The following is a 15,633-nucleotide window of genomic DNA, read 5'->3' as shown; positions in this document are numbered from 1 at the left end:
CTACTCCAGCACATCGAACCGTGAGAAGGTCATGACGAATCCAGCCCGGCCCTGCGTGGCGGAGCGCAGATCCGTGGAAAAACCGAAAAGCCGACCCAGCGGAGCCAAGCCCTGGACAATCTTCTGCCCGGTTCTGTCGAACATGTTTTCGATCTTGGCCCCCTTGGAGCCGAGCAGACCGGCCACGTCGCCCACAAACTCCTCGGGTACGGATATCTCGATCCACATGATGGGTTCCAGCAACCTGGGAGCGGCCGCAGCCAGCGCCTCCTTGAGGGCCATCATGGCGGCCATGCGGTAGCCAACGGGACTGGACTCGCCATCCTTGCGTCCAAGGGCGAGCACACGCACCCGCACATCCTGGACCGGGTACCCCCGGACAACACCACTTTGCAGACAGTCCGCCACCCCCTCCTCCACAGCCGCGAGCCAGGGAGCGGGCCACTGGTCGGGATCGACCTCAAAGGAGATGTCTCGCCCCGCCCCTCGGTCCAGGGGTTCGACGGCCAGGGAGACCTCGCCAAAATGCGTCTCCTCGGCCAGTTCCCGCCGAAATTGAGCTTCGCCCCGCCCCCGGGCCGCCACGGTCTCCTGATAGACCACCTGGGGCTTGCCCGCACGCGGGTCGAGCCGATACTCGCGCCGCAGCCGCTCCAGAACAACTTCAAGATGCAGCTCGCCCATGCCCGAAAGAATGATCTGCCCCGTTTCCTCGTCATGCCTGAGATCCAAGGTGGGGTCTTCGAGCAGGTATTTCTCCAACACCTCGTCAAGCTTGTCGCCCTCTTCGGAATTACGCGGCTCAATGGCCAAAGAGATGACCGGCTTGTAGTTGCCTATCTGCTCAAGGAGGATCGGGGCCTGACGAAGACACAGGGTATCGCCTGTGCGGGCGAACTTCATACCCGCCGCAGCCACCATGTCGCCGGCAAAGGCGGTGTCGATCTTTTCCCTGCGGCCCGCATGCAGACGAAAAAGTCTCGCCACCCGCTCATCCTCTCCCTGAGTGATGTTCCAGACCGTGTCGCCCGCAGCCAACTGGCCGGAATACAGACGCATCATGGCCAGTTTGCGGCCGGAATCCATGGCCACCTTGAAGACCAGGGCCGATAGCGGCTCCCTGGCGGAAACCGGATAGGATTTCCGGCTGCCGGTTTCGGGGTCAACGCCGGTGGCCGGAGGCACGTCCAAAGGGCTCGGCAGATACTCGCAAATGGCGTCCATCACTGGCTGGATGCCGATATTGCGCAGCGCCGAACCAACCAGCACGGGCACGATGGACCTAGCCAGAGTGGCTCGGCGCAGGGCGGCGCGGATACGCACCGGGTCCGGCTGCGCCCCCGAAAGATAGAGTTCGAGAATTTCCTCGTCCTCTTCGGCGGCGGCCTCGATGACCCTCTCGCGCCAAGGGGCGATGCGGTCACGCTCCGCATCGGTGAGGTCGGTACATGTAAATTCAAGACCGCTCGACGCCTGATCAAAGCGCAGCTTTTGCATCCCCACCAGATCAAAGACTCCCGCAAACTCAGTACCCTCGCCGTCGGGATATTGCACGGGCAGAGGATTGGTGCGCAACTTGGTCCGAATGGATTCCACCACGGCCGCAAAATCGGCCCCGGGCCGGTCCATCTTGTTGACAAAGGCGAGCTTGGGCACATGGTAAGACTCGCTCTGGCGCCACACCGTCTCGGACTGGGGCTGGACCCCGCTGACCCCGCAGAACACCCCCACCGCGCCGTCGAGCACACGAAGAGAGCGTTCCACCTCAATGGTGAAATCCACATGGCCCGGGGTGTCGATGATGTTGATCATGCACGGCCCCCACTGGCAGGAAGTCACAGCCGAGGTGATGGTGATGCCGCGTTCCTGTTCTTCAGGCATGTAGTCCATGGTGGCCGTTCCCTCATGGACTTCGCCAAGCCTGTGTATCTTGCCTGAATAATACAAGATACGCTCTGTCAGCGTGGTTTTCCCCGCGTCGATGTGGGCGATGATGCCTATATTGCGCAGGGCGGCAAGCATCTTTGCCGAGGGGGCATTGGTCTTGCTCACGTTACTCTCCGGCGGTCCAGGCGACCGACTGGTATTGGAAATGTTCCGGGTGCAGGTCGGGCCAGATCCAGCACCCCTCCTGCCCCGGCCCAAAGACGATCCTTGCCCGGCCCAGCGTCTGTTCAGCGCGGTCGGCCGGGACGTAGGCCACCTCCATGATGGCGTCCAAAAAGTTGTCGAACCCATCGCCCTCGTAGGAAAAATTCTCGGCAGGCAGCTCCGGCTCGACCCCGAAGACACTGAAGACGATATCTGGATGAATGAACGCCAGGGCCTCAAGGTCAAAGGTGTCGGCCTCCTCCATCCAGATGGCGGCGGCTCGGGTGTAACGCGGCCGCCAAAACGAAATGCGCGACGCGGCCTGCAATTCGTTGGTTTTGATGACCGCAGCCCGGGGGCCGAGCACAGCCACGGCGCCGGAGCGATTGGTCTCGCGCAGCTCGCCGAACAACCGTCTGGCCTGCAGCTCGGACATGTCCACCACCAGCTCCTGCCCGGCCAGCTCGAGCCCAGTCAGGATAGCCTTGCGCCACGGGGTCCCGCTGCTCACCCGGACGGCAAGGACATTGCCAACCCCTACCGCGATGGCAGGAATCAGCGCAGCCAACAGGCGCGACGGGGATAACAGGCTGCCATCAAAGAGCACCACGGCAAAATCCACGGCCTCGGCCACCTGGCGGGAATCGAATCCAGAACGCCAGCGCAGGGCCATCGTTGTGCGCGTGGCCTTGCGCGGGCCATACCAATCGTGCAGCCGGGCGATGCCGGTCTTCATCCACGCCCTGTTACGGTTGGAAATGTCGGTATAGGCACGAGCAAACAGCTCGTCGTCCGGGACAAGGTCGCCAACCCAGTCGGGAAAGGAAAAGGATGGATTTCGCATACGCCGGATGCGGCCTGGGGCCTCGCGATTAACCTGTTACAACCACTTCTTGAGCCAGCGAAGCCAACTGCCCTGAACACGCTGGCGCTCCTCCTCGGAGAGGGTCTTCTGATACTCGAAATAGGAATATTCCGCCCTGCCCCGCGAATAATCTCGCAGGTCCGACACGTCAGGAAAGTTCTCAACCACATACTGATAGCGATGCCAGGCCGGGCCGTACTGCCCGGTACGCCAGAAGAAATCGGCCACATAGACCTCATGTTCCGCCAGGATGCGACGGCCTCGAACAATCATGTCCGCTGCGACCTGGGAGTACTCCGAATCCGGGTAGCGTTCCTGGAGCCGGTAAAAGTACTCAAGCCCTTCCTTGATGTTGTCCTGCCTTGTGTCAATGGACCTGAAAAGATTGAAGTTGGCACTGCCTATCTGGAAAAGAACATAGGGAATGGATTCGTGGCTCGGATGCAGGGCCTCAAATTCCTTATAGGCGTCCAGGGCAAGCAGGTATTCCGCATCAAGATAGTAGGCATCGCCAAGGCCAAGCTCCGCTTTCAAGGCATAGGGACTGAACGGGAACCGATCCTTGAGCAGGGAGAAGTATTTCTGCGCGTTATCATACTCCTTGGCGGCCATGGCGTCCACGCCCGCCTCGTAAAGTTCCTGGGCAGTATCCTGGGGCGGCGGCAGGAAATACATGTCGATCAGAGCGCATCCTGACACCAGCCAAAGAAAAAGAAAGGACGCAATGAAACGGGACGACCGCATGGTGGCTCCTACTGGCCCAGCTGTTCGAGATAGGAGAAGGCGGCGGTGGCGGCGGTGGCGCCGTCGCCCACGGCCGAGGCCACCTGACGGCACATCTTGGAGCGGATGTCGCCCGCCGCGAAGACTCCGGGAATGTTGGTGCGCATCTCCACATCGGTAATGACGCCGTTGCGGTCTTTGGTCACCGTTTCGGGCACAAAATCCATGATCGGCTCGAACCCGACGAAGATGAAGGCGCCGTCCACGACCAACTGCTTCCGCTCTCCGGTGTTCAGGTCATGCAGAGCAAGAGATTCAAGGGAACTGTGCCCCACTATTTCCTCGACCACCGTGCTGCGCAGCACCTCGATTTTTTCATGGCTGAAGCACTTTTCCTGATAACAGAGCAGACCCCGAAAATCCTCACGCCGATGGATGAGGTAGATCTTGTTCACCAAACGGGCCAAATACAGGGCCTCCTCAAGGGCGGAGTTGCCCCCGCCGATGACGGCCACATCGCGCTCGCGAAAGAAGTTGCCGTCGCACAGGGCGCAATAGGACACTCCGCGCCCCACCAGCCGGTCCTCACCGGGCACGCCGAGCTTGCGGTAGCGAGATCCGGTGGCGAGGATGATGGCCCGGGCCTGAATGTCCTCATCGCCCACCTTGATGGTATGGACAGGGGTTCCGAACTCGATGCCCCTGACCTCGTCGTTGATCCGCTCAAGTGGATAGCTCTCCAGATGGGCGGCAAACCTGTCGGCCAATTCCCACCCTTGGAGTCCCGAGGGAAAACCTGGATAATTCTCGATCTCCGAGGTCATGAGTACCTGTCCCCCAGGGGAGAGCTTCTCCACCATGGCGGTCTTCACGCCCGAGCGCAAGAGGTACAGGGCAGCCGTCATCCCTGCCGGGCCGCCCCCTATGACGACGGCGTCATATACCTTCATCTGCTATAACGCCTTCTTCGCAATCATTTCCTTGATGCTGCTCTTGGAAACCGCTCCGGTGCTCTGGTCCACCACCTCACCGTCCTTGAAAAGGATCAAGGTGGGGATGGCCCGGATGCCGTACTTGCCGGGAGTGGCAGAATTCTCGTCCACGTTCATCTTGGCGATCTTGACCTGGCCCGCATATTCCTCGGCCAGCTCGTCGATGACAGGGCCCATGGCCCGGCAGGGCCCGCACCAAGGGGCCCAGAAGTCGATGAGGACAGGGACATCGCTCTGCAGAACTTCCTGCTCGAAATTACCGTCGGTGATCTGATTGGCCATGGAATTCTCCTTTTGCGCCGTCTCCCACCCCTGCATCGTTTACGATTCGAGATCCATTTCCGGGAATTGTCCCGGTGACGGGCTCAAGGCCGGGGATGCTGGCCGGGGACGGCTCGGGTTCAAGGTATTTTTCTAAAATAGGTTTCCGGATGCCCCGCTGTCAAGGCGCAGCAGATTATTTCCACTCCATGGTCCGCTTGTCGCCGCAGACGGACCAGTCCTCGGGGATTGCCCTGCCCCGGGGCACCGCCTCCAGGTCAAGGCCGTGACGATACCCGGCCCGGAACAGAAGCCACCCGGCATAGGCGATCATGGCCGCGTTGTCTGTGCACAGCGAAAGGGAGGGCAGGGTCAGTGCCACCCCGGCCGAATCAGCCACCTGGGCCATGGTCCGACGCACCGCCGAGTTGGCGGCCACGCCCCCGGCCACGATCAGGCTGCACACCCCTTGCGTCCGTTCCAAGGCGCGTTCCACTTTGATCTTCAATGTCTGGGCCACGCTCCAGTTGAAGGAGGCGCAAATTCTGGCGAGCTCCTGCCTGCGCACACCGGAGATTCCGGCCAGGCCCTCTGCCCCGGCCATTTTGTCAAGTACCACCTCAGGGTGAGCAGCCACATGATTGGCCACAGCCGTCTTCAGGCCGCTGAAGCTGAAATCCAGGTTGTCGTTATCCACATAGGGCCGCGGAAAAAGCGCGGTGTCCGGCTCGGCTTCGCTGGCAAGCATATCAATGAAACGGCCACCTGGATAGGCAATGTTAAGGAGCTTGGCCACCTTGTCGAAGGCTTCCCCGGCAGCGTCGTCCAGGGTGCGCCCCAGCAGCTCGAAGTCGGTGGCCGAACGCAGGAGATAAATATGGGTATGTCCACCCGAGACGAGCAGACCCAGAGCCGGGAAGCGCAACGCCCCATCGAGCCCCGGAGCCAGCAGGTGGGCCATGAGATGATTGACGCCAACAAGAGGCGCCCCGGTGGCCAGACACAGCCCCTTGGAAAAACTCAACCCCACCAGCAGACTGCCGAGCAGCCCCGGTCCACGGGCAACGGCCACGCCGTCAAGGTCGGCAGGGGTCAACCCCGTATCGGTCATCAACTCGTCAAACAAACGCGGCAACACGCGCAAATGCTCCCGCGAGGCGATCTCGGGCACCACGCCGCCAAAGAGCGCATGAACATCAATCTGCGTGGCCAGGCGTTCCCCGACCAGTCGCCCGTCCTCGACCAGGGCCACGGCGGTCTCGTCGCAGGAAGTCTCGATTCCGAGAATGCGCATCAGCGGCTTTTCTTTCTGCGCTCGGCGTTGAAGATTTCCTGCACCACTCTGACATCGTTGAGGGAACCACAAAAAAACGGAATGCGCTGGTGCAGATGGTCCGGTTCGATATCGAGGATACGGGTGGAACCATTGGTGGCCAACCCGCCCGCCTGCTCAACAATGAAGGCCATGGGGTTGCATTCACACGTCAGGCGCAGTTTGCCGCTGGGCTTCTTGGGATCTCGCAGATCTGCAGGATACATGAATATACCGCCATAGAGCAGGTTGCGGTGGATGTCCGCCACCAGAGAGCCGATATAACGGCCGCTGTATGGCTTGCGCAAGGCATTCTTGGGCGACTTGAAGTAGTCTAAAGCCTTCTTCGTGTCGCGATCCCAGTACCGCTCATACCCCTCGTTGACAGAATATATCTTGCCCTGCTCAGGAATGCGTATATTCGGATGCGAGAGCAAAAACTCGCCCACGCTCGGGTCCAGGGTAAACCCGTGGACTCCGTCGCCCGAGGTGAACACAAGCATGGTGGACGAACCGTAAAGGATGTACCCCGCCGCCACCTGCTCATTGCCCTTTTGCAACACATCGCTGGACATAAGCGGCCCCTGCGGGTCGCTTTTTCGTTTGTAGATGGAGAAAATAGTGCCGATGTTGACGTTGACATCAATGTTGGATGAGCCGTCCAGGGGGTCGAAAATGATGATATAGTCGCCGCGAGGCAGGGACTCCGGTACCTCAATGATGTCCGCGTTCTCCTCGGAGGCCATGGCGCAGAGCACACCGGAACGGGCCAGCCGGTGGATCAGGATGCGGTTGGCATAATCGTCAAGCTTCTTGACCTCCTCACCCTGGATATTCACATCGCCCGTGAAGCCGAGGATGTCCACCAGCCCGGCCTTGGTCACCGCACGGGTGATGATCTTGGCCGAAAGGACCAGCTCGTTGAACAGCCGGGTAAACTGCCCCGTGGCCCCGGGAATCAACTTCTGGTGCAGTAGAATGTGCTCCGTCACCGTGACCTGCTGCGGCATCGTCACTTCCTTTGACCTCGGATTCATGTAGTCGCTTCCCCAGGCGCTCATGCTAGAAGAACCACCAGGATTTTCTCGAAGCCTTGGGATCGACGCTTTCGGTGGCGTAGACGTAGCAATTGTCGCCGATGTAACGGACAAGCCAAGTGTAGTTCTTGTCACCAACCTCCACCTGCCCTTCCACCTCCTTCCTGAGGATGTCCTCCCACGGCAGAGCAAGCAGGGCCTCCTCGTCCGCAATGGCACCGCGGGACCACACTCCGCCGCCGGGGTGGATGATCACCAGTTCCTCGGGCGAGGGACTGAGACCAAGCAAGGTCCGGGGGTCGAATCCCACTGCTACCAGTCCACGGAACTCAACATCCTTGAAATAGGGCCTTCCGATATACAGTTCCGGTCCCAGATCGGAATAGTCCACAACGGTCAAAAGGGTAATGTCGCGCCAGACCGCCTCAAAGACGAGAGGATTCTCGATCTTCTTCACCGGCACCTCGGGCTGCATGAAGATGATGGTCCCCTCGTCATCGGTGACCAAAACGCGGTGGACCCATGGGAACCGGGCCAGCAGCAAGTCCATCCAATCCACGTCCGGGATGGTGTCGGTATTGTTGACGAACCGGCCAAGGGAGGTCAGTGGACCGTCCACCGGAGTAAACAGCCGGGCCAGCTTCTCCTGATTGGGATTGCTGAACTGGTAGCTGTCTGTGTCGATCTGCGGCGGCGGGTCGATATAGTCCTTGGTGGTCTCCCAGGATTTCTTGACATACTTTGTCGTCGATCTCCACATGGAACAACCGGACAGGCCGAGAGCCAGAACCAAAAGCACTGTTACGCTGGTATACTTCATCTATTACCGATTGAGCCACACGACGAGACGCACTACCGCACGGCAACGCCCATGGCGCGGTCAGGGGTTATCAGCTCTGAGCCCGGGCCTCGAAACGCGCAGCCAGGGTTTCAAGGGTGCTGATGAGACGGTTTTTTGCATGGACGCCAAAGACATCCTCGCGTCTGCCCGGTTCCGGGGCCTCGGCCAGCCGCGCCTCCAATTCGGTGATGCGGGCGGCAAGCTCGCTGCGCCGATCGTCCGAAACGGATGAATGCAGCAATTCGCGGTAGATTTCAAGGGCACCAGCCGTATCGCCCTGCGAGGCGAGCAGGTCGGCCATGGTTTTTGTACGGAACGAGCCCATACCGGGTCGGGCCGATGCGCCTCGATCACGCCTTCCAGGCTCGGCTGCTGCGCGGGGCAGATAGGACGGCGGCGGGCAGTCGGAGGGAGGGGGCAACGGTGCACCCACCAGCCTGTCGGCCAGGGTGCTGATACCTTCGAAGACCACATCCGTCCACTTGATGGTGTCCCCGGTAAGATTGGACGAAACGAGCATCAAAAATACGGCCAGATCCCGCTGCTCCGGAGGAAGACTCCTGGCCCAGCCCCGCCAGAAGGCCGGATAGTCGCGCAGGGAACTGGTCACGCGCTCAAGTTGATCGTGGACCTCTTCCTCGCGCCCCAGTTCGGTCAAAAGCTCTACCAGGAGCATCCGCGCCTCAAGGTAGTCGGGATGCCTGTCCAGGCCGCGCTTGAGGGTGATGATGGCATCTTCGGGATTACCGTTTTCCACAAACAGCTTGGCCAGGGCGAAAAAGATTCTCGACCCTGGCTCAAGAGAGAGAACTTCCTGATACCACTCAATTTTCTTGTTCATGGGCTGCATCTCCCGGCTGTTTGGCGGTTTCGTCAGGAAAGATGTAAAGGATTTCGTCGCGTTTGACAAAGTTCATACGCTCGCGGATGACTTTCTCCTGATATGTCGGGTCCGACTTCAACCGACGGATCTCCTGGCTCAAGTTCAGACTCCGCCTGTCCACCGCCTCAATGCGCCCCTGGAGCAACTCGTATCGACCCTTCAGTTCCAGGTAGGCGAAAACGCCCTGATCGCTCCAGATCAGCCTGAACAGCAGAAACAGATTGATGAAGAGCAGCAGTGCGACAATAATAATACGCCCGTGCATAGCCCTACTGAAGCCTGCGCCCCTGCTTGGACATCGCGCCCATCCGGGTCAGCGGCCCCTGCAACTCCCTAAGAAAGTTGGCCGTCGCGCTCTCGATACGCACCACATCCTCCTCGCTCAAGTCCACCTTGTCGATTTTTTCGAGAAAGGCCTTGAGCACGGTGAATTCGTCGAGCAGGGAGTTTCCGTGCTCCAGCTTTTCAAGCTGGGGCTCCAGGTCCAGAATGGTCTGGAGGCAGTTCGTGATCCGAACAAGATGATTCACGGAATTGCGGTCGGTCATTGCGGCCATCGTCTCGCTGTTCAATTCTCTGCAGTTTTTAACCACTTTTTATAGAAATTGTACAGATAATTCCCGCCGGAAAAAACCGTGAGCGCCAGGGCCGCCCAGAGCAGCGCATGGCCCACGGGGCGGGGATCAAAACCAAGCAGGGGGTAATGAAATATCAAAAAGCCCGTGGCCAGGGTCTGGAGCAGGGTCTTGGCCTTGCCAAGCGTGTCTGCCGCGACCACCTCGCCCATTTCTGCAGCCACGGCACGCATGCCGGTCACAGCCAGCTCGCGACCAATGATAATGATCACCATCCATGCGGGAACGCGCCACTCCGGGCCAAGACGAACCAGCATGATCAACACCGAGCAGATAAGCAGCTTGTCGGCCAAAGGGTCGAGAAATTTGCCCAGGTTGGTGATGATATTCTGCTCCCGGGCGATCTTGCCGTCAAAATAGTCGGTGACCGAGGCAACGACAAACACCGCAAAGGCACCATAAGCCCCGAGCCTAAACCCGAACCACATCTCGAAATACAGCAGCAGAACCACCACCGGAGCGGCAAGAATCCTGGCCATGGTCAGGCAGTTGGGCAGGTTGAAAATATCCTTTCTCATCGCACCACCTAGGTGTTGGTCGAGGCGGCTTCGAGACTCTTCTGGGCCGCTTCGGCGATGGTGTCGGCCAGTTGGATGAAGGCACGTTTGGCGAAAGATTCTTCTTCAAGCAATACCACAGGTCTGCCCATATCGCCAGCCACAACCGTGGCCGGGTCCAGGGGAATGGCTCCCAGAAATTCCAGGCCGTATCGCTCAGCCAGATCCCTGCCTCCCCCTTTTTTGAACAGATCGATGGACTCGTGGCAATGCGGGCAGACCAACCCGCTCATGTTCTCCACCACGCCAAGGACGTTGGCGCGGGCATATTGCAGGAAATTTATGGACTTGCGCACATCGGACAGAGACACCTCCTGGGGCGTGGTGACAACCACGCACAGGGCCTCGGGCACGGTCTTGAGAACAGTCATGGGCTCGTCGCCAGTGCCGGGAGGCGAATCGACCACCAGAAAATCCAGCTCGCCCCACTGCACATCGGATACGAACTGCCGGATGGCCGAAGTCTTCATGGGACCTCGCCAGAGCACAGCCTGATCCGGGTCCTTGAGCAGGGATTCCATGGAAACCACATGCAGGTTCTCGTTGTATTCCTTGGGAAGGATCAACGATCCCCGATTGATGTCGAGGGCGCCAGAGAGGCCGAGCAGTGTCGGCACACTGGGGCCGTGGATGTCGACATCAAGCAGGCCCACCTTGTAGCCCCTGGCGGCCAGGGCCGCGGCCACGTTGACCGAGACTGAGCTTTTGCCCACCCCGCCCTTGCCGCTCATGATGAAGAGCTTGTATTTGATCTTTTGCAATGTGGACCGGATCATCTCGTCCTGAATCTGCATCTTGGCGCTTGCCGCGCTCTTCTCGCCACTGCTGCTGCAAGAACCTGAACTGCAACCACTCATCGCTTTACTCGCTTTATGTTTTCCGCCGCCATGCAAGGCGGGCTCACGCTTTATTTCCGCTGCGCGACACTTTGTCCAGCAGCAGAACGACAACCACTCCGGCCAAAACCAGACCGACGGCAACGAACAAGCCGCCATCCACATCGGGCAGCACATTGTGTTCGCGCAGAACACGCTCCCTGCCACCGATGACTACACTCTCAAGCACTTCCTTCCACGGCCAGACCTTTCTGAGGGCGCCGAGCATGAAGCCGGTGAGCACACTCACTGCGGCCACATGCCATCTATGAAGAAGATAGTGCAGGATACGCGAAAAGACAATTATGCCGACTCCGGCCCCGCAGGCGAAGACCGCAATGACCAACAGGTTGTCCGCCGCCAGGGGGTTCCTCAGGGTTCCGGTTATATACTCATACTTGCCCAGCATCAGGAGCAAAAAGGCACCGCTGATGCCGGGGAGGATCATGGCGCAGATGGCGATGGCCCCACACAGGAATATAAAGGGCAAGGTTTCGGGGGTGGTCACGGGAATCATGCCTACCAGAGCATAGCTGACCGCCGCCCCCAACGCCGTCAGGGCCAGATTGACCGCATTCAGGGGCCGTATCTCCCGGCCGACCACATACACCGAGGCCGCGATCAGGCCAAAGAAGAGTGCCCAAATCTCTATGGGATGACTGTGCAGCAGCCAATTCACCACCTGGGCCATGCCGACCACGGCAGTGAGAACGCCAAGGAGCAGACACGCCAGAAAACGCAAGTGGACCGAGGCAAGCGCCCCGGCAATGTCCAAATCGAATAGACGACGGACGAAAACGGCGTCAAAGGAACGGATGGCGTCCACCAGCTGACCGTAGATGCCGGTGATGAAAGCAATTGTACCGCCGGAGACGCCGGGAATAATGTCGGCTGTACCCATGCACACGCCCTTGGCCCAGAGCAGCGCGGCCTCGCGCTTGTTGCGCGGGCCAGGGCTGGCCATGAAGGCCTGGGCCAAAGTTGCCTTGTCGCCAGACATGAAACCTACCACCCGTACTGGCCGACAAGGTCCACAAAGGCCACGCCGCCGTGATCGGAATGAGTGATATGCCCATCAATCTTCTCCACGAGGACCAGCCGCTGCAAGCGACGCGACTCGCCCACCGGAATAACCATGCGGCCGGGATCGGCCAATTGCCCGATCAGCGGCTCTGGCACCTCGGGACCTCCGGCGGTGACGATGATGCGGTCATACGGCGCATGTTCGGGCCAGCCCATGGTCCCATCGTCGAGTTTGAGCTTGATGGAAAAAAGACGCATGTCCGTGAAACGCTTGCGTGCGGTGAAGAAAAGCTTGCGGATACGCTCCACGGTGTAGACATCGGCTCCCATATGGGCCAACACGGCGGCCTGATAGCCCGAGCCGGTGCCGATTTCCAGCACGGTCATGCCCGGCTTGACCTCAAGCAGTTCGGACATGCGAGCCACGATATAGGGCTGAGAAATGGTCTGCCCTTCGCCGATGGGCAGAGGGCCGTCCGAGTATGCCTTGCAGGCGAACGCCTCTTCCACGAAGAGATGTCTGGGGAGGGACCGCAACGCGTCGAGCACAGCCGGGTCGGCCACGCCGCGTGCCTCGATCTGCTCGCGCACCATGCGCTCTCTGGACCTCACCGGATCAACCATGCCGTCTCCCGAAAAAAATATTACTCCCCCGGCGGAAGGCCCACCCGGACACTTGCAAAATGTCTGCGGGATGCTGAACAGATTCCGCAGCCAAAGTCAACCGAGGGCATTGACCGATTGATCAATCCTCGTCTGCTCCTTGACACGGCACCGTCTTTAATGTTGACTGAAAACATTCACGAAATGGAGGATCTTCATGCTCAGAGTCAAGGATCTCATGACCGCGCCAGTCTTCTCCCTACGCGAAACAGACTCCCTGCAAAGCGCCCGCGCACTGATGGATCTCCAACGAATCCGCCATATCCCCATCGTGACCGTGGACAACATCTTCACCGGACTGGTGACGAACAGGGATGTCTTGGCAGCCACGGTTTCCGGTCTGGCCGAGATGGACCCGGAGACCCAGCGTGAAATCGACGCGGGCATCCCCATCCGGGAAATCATGCGTACCGACATCAAGACCGTTGACGAGAACTCCTCGCTCAAGGTGGCAGCCCAAACCCTGCTCAATCACAAGTACGGCTGTCTGCCCGTAGTGCACGACGGCCAACTCCGAGGGATTCTCACCGAAGCGGACTTCCTGCGCCTGACCATCAATCTCATGGACGCACTGGACAAGGACTAGCCCCCCTCCGCCTTTGTCCGGGGCGACTGCCCCCCGCAGGAGCGATGCCGCCCGCCGGGCTGCGCCGCCCTGTCTGCGTCTGTTCACGGATTTCTTCCCCATTCTTCTTGTCTCCCGTTCTCGACTTGTATAGAATTAGTCTAGAATATTTCAAACGCACACCAGAAGCAAAGAGAGTGGCAGTCAGATGAAAAAAGAAGGCAGCAAAGGGTTTTCCGTCGCCCTCACGGCGATCATAGTTGTCCTCGCCCTTGCGGCGGGCGGATTCATGCTCTTCAAGGACACGACTCCGCCGACGATCTCCGTCGCCCCGGACGGCCCCTATCTGGGGCGCGAGGCAAAGATCACCATCGCGGTCGAGGATCCGGGCAGCGGCCTGAAATCCATTGTGGTGGCCGTGGTCCAGAAAGGCAAACGCACCGTGCTTGCGGACCGGACCTTCCCGGGCGGCTCCATGCAGACCGAAGAGACCATCGACCTGGCCCGCGGAGAGATTGCCGAAGGAGAATTCTCCATCGAAATCACAGCGAGAGACGCCTCCATCTACCCCTTTGGCGCGGCCGGAGTGGCCGTTGCCCACAAGGACTATGTCTTTGATGCCACCCCGCCGCGAATCTTTGTGCAATCCCACACCAACAACCTCAACCAGGGCGGGAGCGGCCTGATGGTCTTCACCCTGTCCGAGCCTGCAGTCAGTGCAGGCATCCGAGTGGGCGAACGGTTCTTCCCGGCCTATCAGCAGCCCGAAGGCGACAACCTCTACCACTGCATGTTCACCATGCCCTGGGACACCCCTCCGTCGGCATTCAAACCCATGATCGAGGCCACGGACAAAGCGGGAAACACCGCCTCGCGCACCTTCAGCCATCACGCCAACCCGCGTCAATTCCGCAAGGACCGCATCAATTTGTCGGACTCCTTCTTCGAGACCACCATCCCCGAGTTCCAGGGGCTGGTGCCCAACTCCGGCACCCTGCTTGACCAGTACCTCTTCATTAACAGGGAGTTACGCAAGCAAAACCGCGACACGCTGGTAGAACTGGGGCGCCAGACCTCACCGACCATGCTCTGGAGCGGCCCATTCGCCCGGCTGCCAAATGCGGCCAACAGGGCACGCTTCGCCGACGCCCGCGACTACTACTATCAGGGAAAGATCGTGGACCATCAGACCCACATGGGCCTTGACCTTGCCAGCCTCAAGAACGCGGCCGTGCCTGCCGGCAACCACGGAACCATCGTCTTTGCCGACTTCCTGGGCATCTACGGCAATGTGGTGGTCATCGACCACGGCCTTGGGCTGCAATCGATATACGCCCACCTCAATTCAATGGAAGTGGAGGTCGGTCAGACCGTGTCCAAGGACGACATCGTGGGCCACACCGGCATCACCGGACTGGCCGGGGGCGACCACCTGCATTACGAGATCAACATCTCGGGCGTCCCGGTCCAGCCCATCGAATGGTGGGATGATAACTGGATACGCAACAACATCACCTCAAAGCTGGAATAACCGGAAAAGCCCCTCGCCACGAGGGGCTTTTTTTATGCCCTTGTCCGCACCCCGGCAAAAGATGCTCGGGAACAATTCTTGCTTGTCATGCTCCTAGGCAATCCCTTCCCCAAGGAGCAAAAATGCACATATCCACCGACACCTTGGCATCCCAAACCTGGGGGACATCGACGCGTCCGGCCCGCGGACTCGTCCGCACCGTGACCGACGAAGCCATGACCCTGGAATCGGAAAAGACCGAGGAAGAACTCCAGCTCGGATCATCCAACATTGCGCCCCGGAAACAGCTCTCGGAAGAAGAGGAACAACGCGTTCTCTACCTCAAGAATCTCCTGGCTCAGATTCTGACCATGAGCGAAGGACAGCCCTCTGACGAACAGAAGACCCGTATCCGTGAAATCGAAAAAGAGCTGGAAAAAATCACGGGTGTGAAGATGCAGTCGAGTCTGTCCAACGCGACTGAGAAGCTGCCGAACAAGACCGCCGGGGCACGAAGAAGAGACGAAGAGGAAGAGGAGCGGCGCAAGCGCGAGCGACAGGCCAGAGGCATTGACCCCAAGGAACTGGAGCACACAGCGGCCCAGAATCTGGCCGGATTGACCTCGGCGGCAAACCAGTCGACCCAGGGGCTCAAGATGATGCAAAGCGCCGGGTCTGCGACCTACCAGGCCGTCGCGGCCATCGGACTGTCGCCCGGCGATGAACTGCGGACAGGATTGTCGCTCAAGGCGTGACCGGAAACTCTCGTCCTTTCGAACGCGGCGGATCAGGGCAAGCCC

General features: G+C 59.7%; 18 protein-coding genes. 3 read left to right on the top strand and 15 right to left on the bottom strand.

Annotation, left to right across the window (positions count from 1 at the left end; translation table 11 throughout):
- The 15 genes from fusA to GKC30_RS11775 form a co-directional block, all read right to left on the bottom strand.
- On the bottom strand, positions 1 to 2,052 hold the full coding sequence (fusA, locus tag GKC30_RS11845; RefSeq protein WP_437179109.1) for an elongation factor G: 2,052 nt from the start codon (positions 2,050 to 2,052) through the stop codon (positions 1 to 3).
- 1 nt (position 2,053) lies between these two features.
- A complete protein-coding gene (locus GKC30_RS11840; protein WP_155934946.1) occupies positions 2,054 to 2,935 on the bottom strand; it encodes a hypothetical protein in 882 nt (293 codons plus the stop codon).
- Positions 2,936 to 2,971: 36 nt separating this feature from the next.
- Complete coding sequence (locus GKC30_RS11835) at positions 2,972 to 3,700, bottom strand: outer membrane protein assembly factor BamD (RefSeq protein ID WP_155934945.1); 729 nt, start codon at positions 3,698 to 3,700, stop codon at positions 2,972 to 2,974.
- Positions 3,701 to 3,708: 8 nt separating this feature from the next.
- Positions 3,709 to 4,629: a thioredoxin-disulfide reductase gene (gene trxB, locus GKC30_RS11830; RefSeq protein WP_155934944.1), complete on the bottom strand. Its 921-nt coding sequence runs from the start codon at positions 4,627 to 4,629 to the stop codon at positions 3,709 to 3,711.
- A 3-nt stretch (positions 4,630 to 4,632) separates the two neighbouring features.
- Positions 4,633 to 4,953, bottom strand: a complete 321-nt coding sequence (gene trxA / locus GKC30_RS11825) for a thioredoxin (protein ID WP_155934943.1) — start codon at positions 4,951 to 4,953, stop codon at positions 4,633 to 4,635.
- 175 nt (positions 4,954 to 5,128) lie between these two features.
- Positions 5,129 to 6,226: a tRNA (adenosine(37)-N6)-threonylcarbamoyltransferase complex transferase subunit TsaD gene (gene tsaD, locus GKC30_RS11820; protein ID WP_155934942.1), complete on the bottom strand. Its 1,098-nt coding sequence runs from the start codon at positions 6,224 to 6,226 to the stop codon at positions 5,129 to 5,131.
- Positions 6,226 to 7,254 (bottom strand): class 1 fructose-bisphosphatase, encoded by a 1,029-nt coding sequence (gene fbp / locus GKC30_RS11815; RefSeq protein ID WP_155934941.1) that lies wholly within the window; start codon positions 7,252 to 7,254, stop codon positions 6,226 to 6,228. The genes tsaD and fbp overlap by 1 nt, the downstream gene beginning before the upstream one ends.
- A 52-nt stretch (positions 7,255 to 7,306) precedes the next feature.
- On the bottom strand, positions 7,307 to 8,101 hold the full coding sequence (locus tag GKC30_RS11810; RefSeq protein WP_155934940.1) for a hypothetical protein: 795 nt from the start codon (positions 8,099 to 8,101) through the stop codon (positions 7,307 to 7,309).
- 70 nt (positions 8,102 to 8,171) lie between these two features.
- Complete coding sequence (locus tag GKC30_RS11805; RefSeq protein WP_155934939.1) at positions 8,172 to 8,963, bottom strand: tetratricopeptide repeat protein; 792 nt, start codon at positions 8,961 to 8,963, stop codon at positions 8,172 to 8,174.
- The gene (locus GKC30_RS11800) at positions 8,947 to 9,270 is read right to left on the bottom strand and encodes an FtsB family cell division protein (protein ID WP_155934938.1); all 324 of its coding nucleotides are present in this window, start codon (positions 9,268 to 9,270) and stop codon (positions 8,947 to 8,949) included. Before GKC30_RS11800 ends, GKC30_RS11805 begins: the two co-directional genes overlap by 17 nt.
- A 4-nt stretch (positions 9,271 to 9,274) precedes the next feature.
- Positions 9,275 to 9,553 carry a hypothetical protein gene (locus GKC30_RS11795; RefSeq protein WP_155934937.1) on the bottom strand — a complete coding sequence of 93 codons (279 nt, stop codon included), beginning with the start codon at positions 9,551 to 9,553 and terminating at the stop codon, positions 9,275 to 9,277.
- 20 nt (positions 9,554 to 9,573) lie between these two features.
- Positions 9,574 to 10,158 (bottom strand): CDP-diacylglycerol--glycerol-3-phosphate 3-phosphatidyltransferase, encoded by a 585-nt coding sequence (gene pgsA / locus GKC30_RS11790; protein ID WP_155934936.1) that lies wholly within the window; start codon positions 10,156 to 10,158, stop codon positions 9,574 to 9,576.
- Positions 10,159 to 10,166: 8 nt separating this feature from the next.
- Entirely contained in the window at positions 10,167 to 11,054 is an 888-nt protein-coding gene (locus GKC30_RS11785; RefSeq protein WP_155934935.1) for an Mrp/NBP35 family ATP-binding protein, read from the bottom strand.
- Between the two features lie 43 nt (positions 11,055 to 11,097).
- Positions 11,098 to 12,072, bottom strand: coding sequence for a DUF368 domain-containing protein (locus GKC30_RS11780; RefSeq protein WP_155934934.1), 975 nt, complete (start codon positions 12,070 to 12,072; stop codon positions 11,098 to 11,100).
- A gap of 5 nt (positions 12,073 to 12,077) precedes the next feature.
- Positions 12,078 to 12,719, bottom strand: a complete 642-nt coding sequence (locus GKC30_RS11775) for a protein-L-isoaspartate(D-aspartate) O-methyltransferase (RefSeq protein ID WP_155934933.1) — start codon at positions 12,717 to 12,719, stop codon at positions 12,078 to 12,080.
- A 196-nt stretch (positions 12,720 to 12,915) separates the two neighbouring features.
- On the opposite strand from GKC30_RS11775, the gene GKC30_RS11770 reads away from it, so the two are divergent.
- The 3 genes from GKC30_RS11770 (at position 12,916) to GKC30_RS11760 (ending at position 15,588) form a co-directional block, all read left to right on the top strand.
- Positions 12,916 to 13,344, top strand: a complete 429-nt coding sequence (locus GKC30_RS11770) for a CBS domain-containing protein (protein ID WP_155934932.1) — start codon at positions 12,916 to 12,918, stop codon at positions 13,342 to 13,344.
- Positions 13,345 to 13,531: 187 nt separating this feature from the next.
- Positions 13,532 to 14,854, top strand: coding sequence for a M23 family metallopeptidase (locus tag GKC30_RS11765; protein ID WP_155934931.1), 1,323 nt, complete (start codon positions 13,532 to 13,534; stop codon positions 14,852 to 14,854).
- A gap of 122 nt (positions 14,855 to 14,976) precedes the next feature.
- A complete protein-coding gene (locus GKC30_RS11760) occupies positions 14,977 to 15,588 on the top strand; it encodes a hypothetical protein (RefSeq protein ID WP_155934930.1) in 612 nt (203 codons plus the stop codon).
- Positions 15,589 to 15,633 lie beyond the last annotated feature (45 nt).

This window comes from Pseudodesulfovibrio alkaliphilus, assembly GCF_009729555.1.
In the GTDB taxonomy this organism is placed as follows: domain Bacteria; phylum Desulfobacterota; class Desulfovibrionia; order Desulfovibrionales; family Desulfovibrionaceae; genus Pseudodesulfovibrio; species Pseudodesulfovibrio alkaliphilus.
This window is presented reverse-complemented; position numbering and strand designations above follow the sequence as displayed.

What these genes read in the sequence shown, in the direction of transcription:
- GKC30_RS11840 (WP_155934946.1), bottom strand. Translation starts at nt 2,935, where the DNA reads ATGCGAAATCCATCCTTTTCCTTTCCCGACTGGGTTGGCGACCTTGTC.
- GKC30_RS11835 (WP_155934945.1), bottom strand. Translation starts at nt 3,700, where the DNA reads ATGCGGTCGTCCCGTTTCATTGCGTCCTTTCTTTTTCTTTGGCTGGTG.
- trxB (WP_155934944.1), bottom strand. Translation starts at nt 4,629, where the DNA reads ATGAAGGTATATGACGCCGTCGTCATAGGGGGCGGCCCGGCAGGGATG.
- trxA (WP_155934943.1), bottom strand. Translation starts at nt 4,953, where the DNA reads ATGGCCAATCAGATCACCGACGGTAATTTCGAGCAGGAAGTTCTGCAG.
- tsaD (WP_155934942.1), bottom strand. Translation starts at nt 6,226, where the DNA reads ATGCGCATTCTCGGAATCGAGACTTCCTGCGACGAGACCGCCGTGGCC.
- fbp (WP_155934941.1), bottom strand. Translation starts at nt 7,254, where the DNA reads ATGCCGCAGCAGGTCACGGTGACGGAGCACATTCTACTGCACCAGAAG.
- GKC30_RS11810 (WP_155934940.1), bottom strand. Translation starts at nt 8,101, where the DNA reads ATGAAGTATACCAGCGTAACAGTGCTTTTGGTTCTGGCTCTCGGCCTG.
- GKC30_RS11805 (WP_155934939.1), bottom strand. Translation starts at nt 8,963, where the DNA reads ATGAACAAGAAAATTGAGTGGTATCAGGAAGTTCTCTCTCTTGAGCCA.
- GKC30_RS11800 (WP_155934938.1), bottom strand. Translation starts at nt 9,270, where the DNA reads ATGCACGGGCGTATTATTATTGTCGCACTGCTGCTCTTCATCAATCTG.
- GKC30_RS11795 (WP_155934937.1), bottom strand. Translation starts at nt 9,553, where the DNA reads ATGACCGACCGCAATTCCGTGAATCATCTTGTTCGGATCACGAACTGC.
- pgsA (WP_155934936.1), bottom strand. Translation starts at nt 10,158, where the DNA reads ATGAGAAAGGATATTTTCAACCTGCCCAACTGCCTGACCATGGCCAGG.
- GKC30_RS11785 (WP_155934935.1), bottom strand. Translation starts at nt 11,054, where the DNA reads ATGAGTGGTTGCAGTTCAGGTTCTTGCAGCAGCAGTGGCGAGAAGAGC.
- GKC30_RS11780 (WP_155934934.1), bottom strand. Translation starts at nt 12,072, where the DNA reads ATGTCTGGCGACAAGGCAACTTTGGCCCAGGCCTTCATGGCCAGCCCT.
- GKC30_RS11775 (WP_155934933.1), bottom strand. Translation starts at nt 12,719, where the DNA reads ATGGTTGATCCGGTGAGGTCCAGAGAGCGCATGGTGCGCGAGCAGATC.
- GKC30_RS11770 (WP_155934932.1), top strand. Translation starts at nt 12,916, where the DNA reads ATGCTCAGAGTCAAGGATCTCATGACCGCGCCAGTCTTCTCCCTACGC.
- GKC30_RS11765 (WP_155934931.1), top strand. Translation starts at nt 13,532, where the DNA reads ATGAAAAAAGAAGGCAGCAAAGGGTTTTCCGTCGCCCTCACGGCGATC.
- GKC30_RS11760 (WP_155934930.1), top strand. Translation starts at nt 14,977, where the DNA reads ATGCACATATCCACCGACACCTTGGCATCCCAAACCTGGGGGACATCG.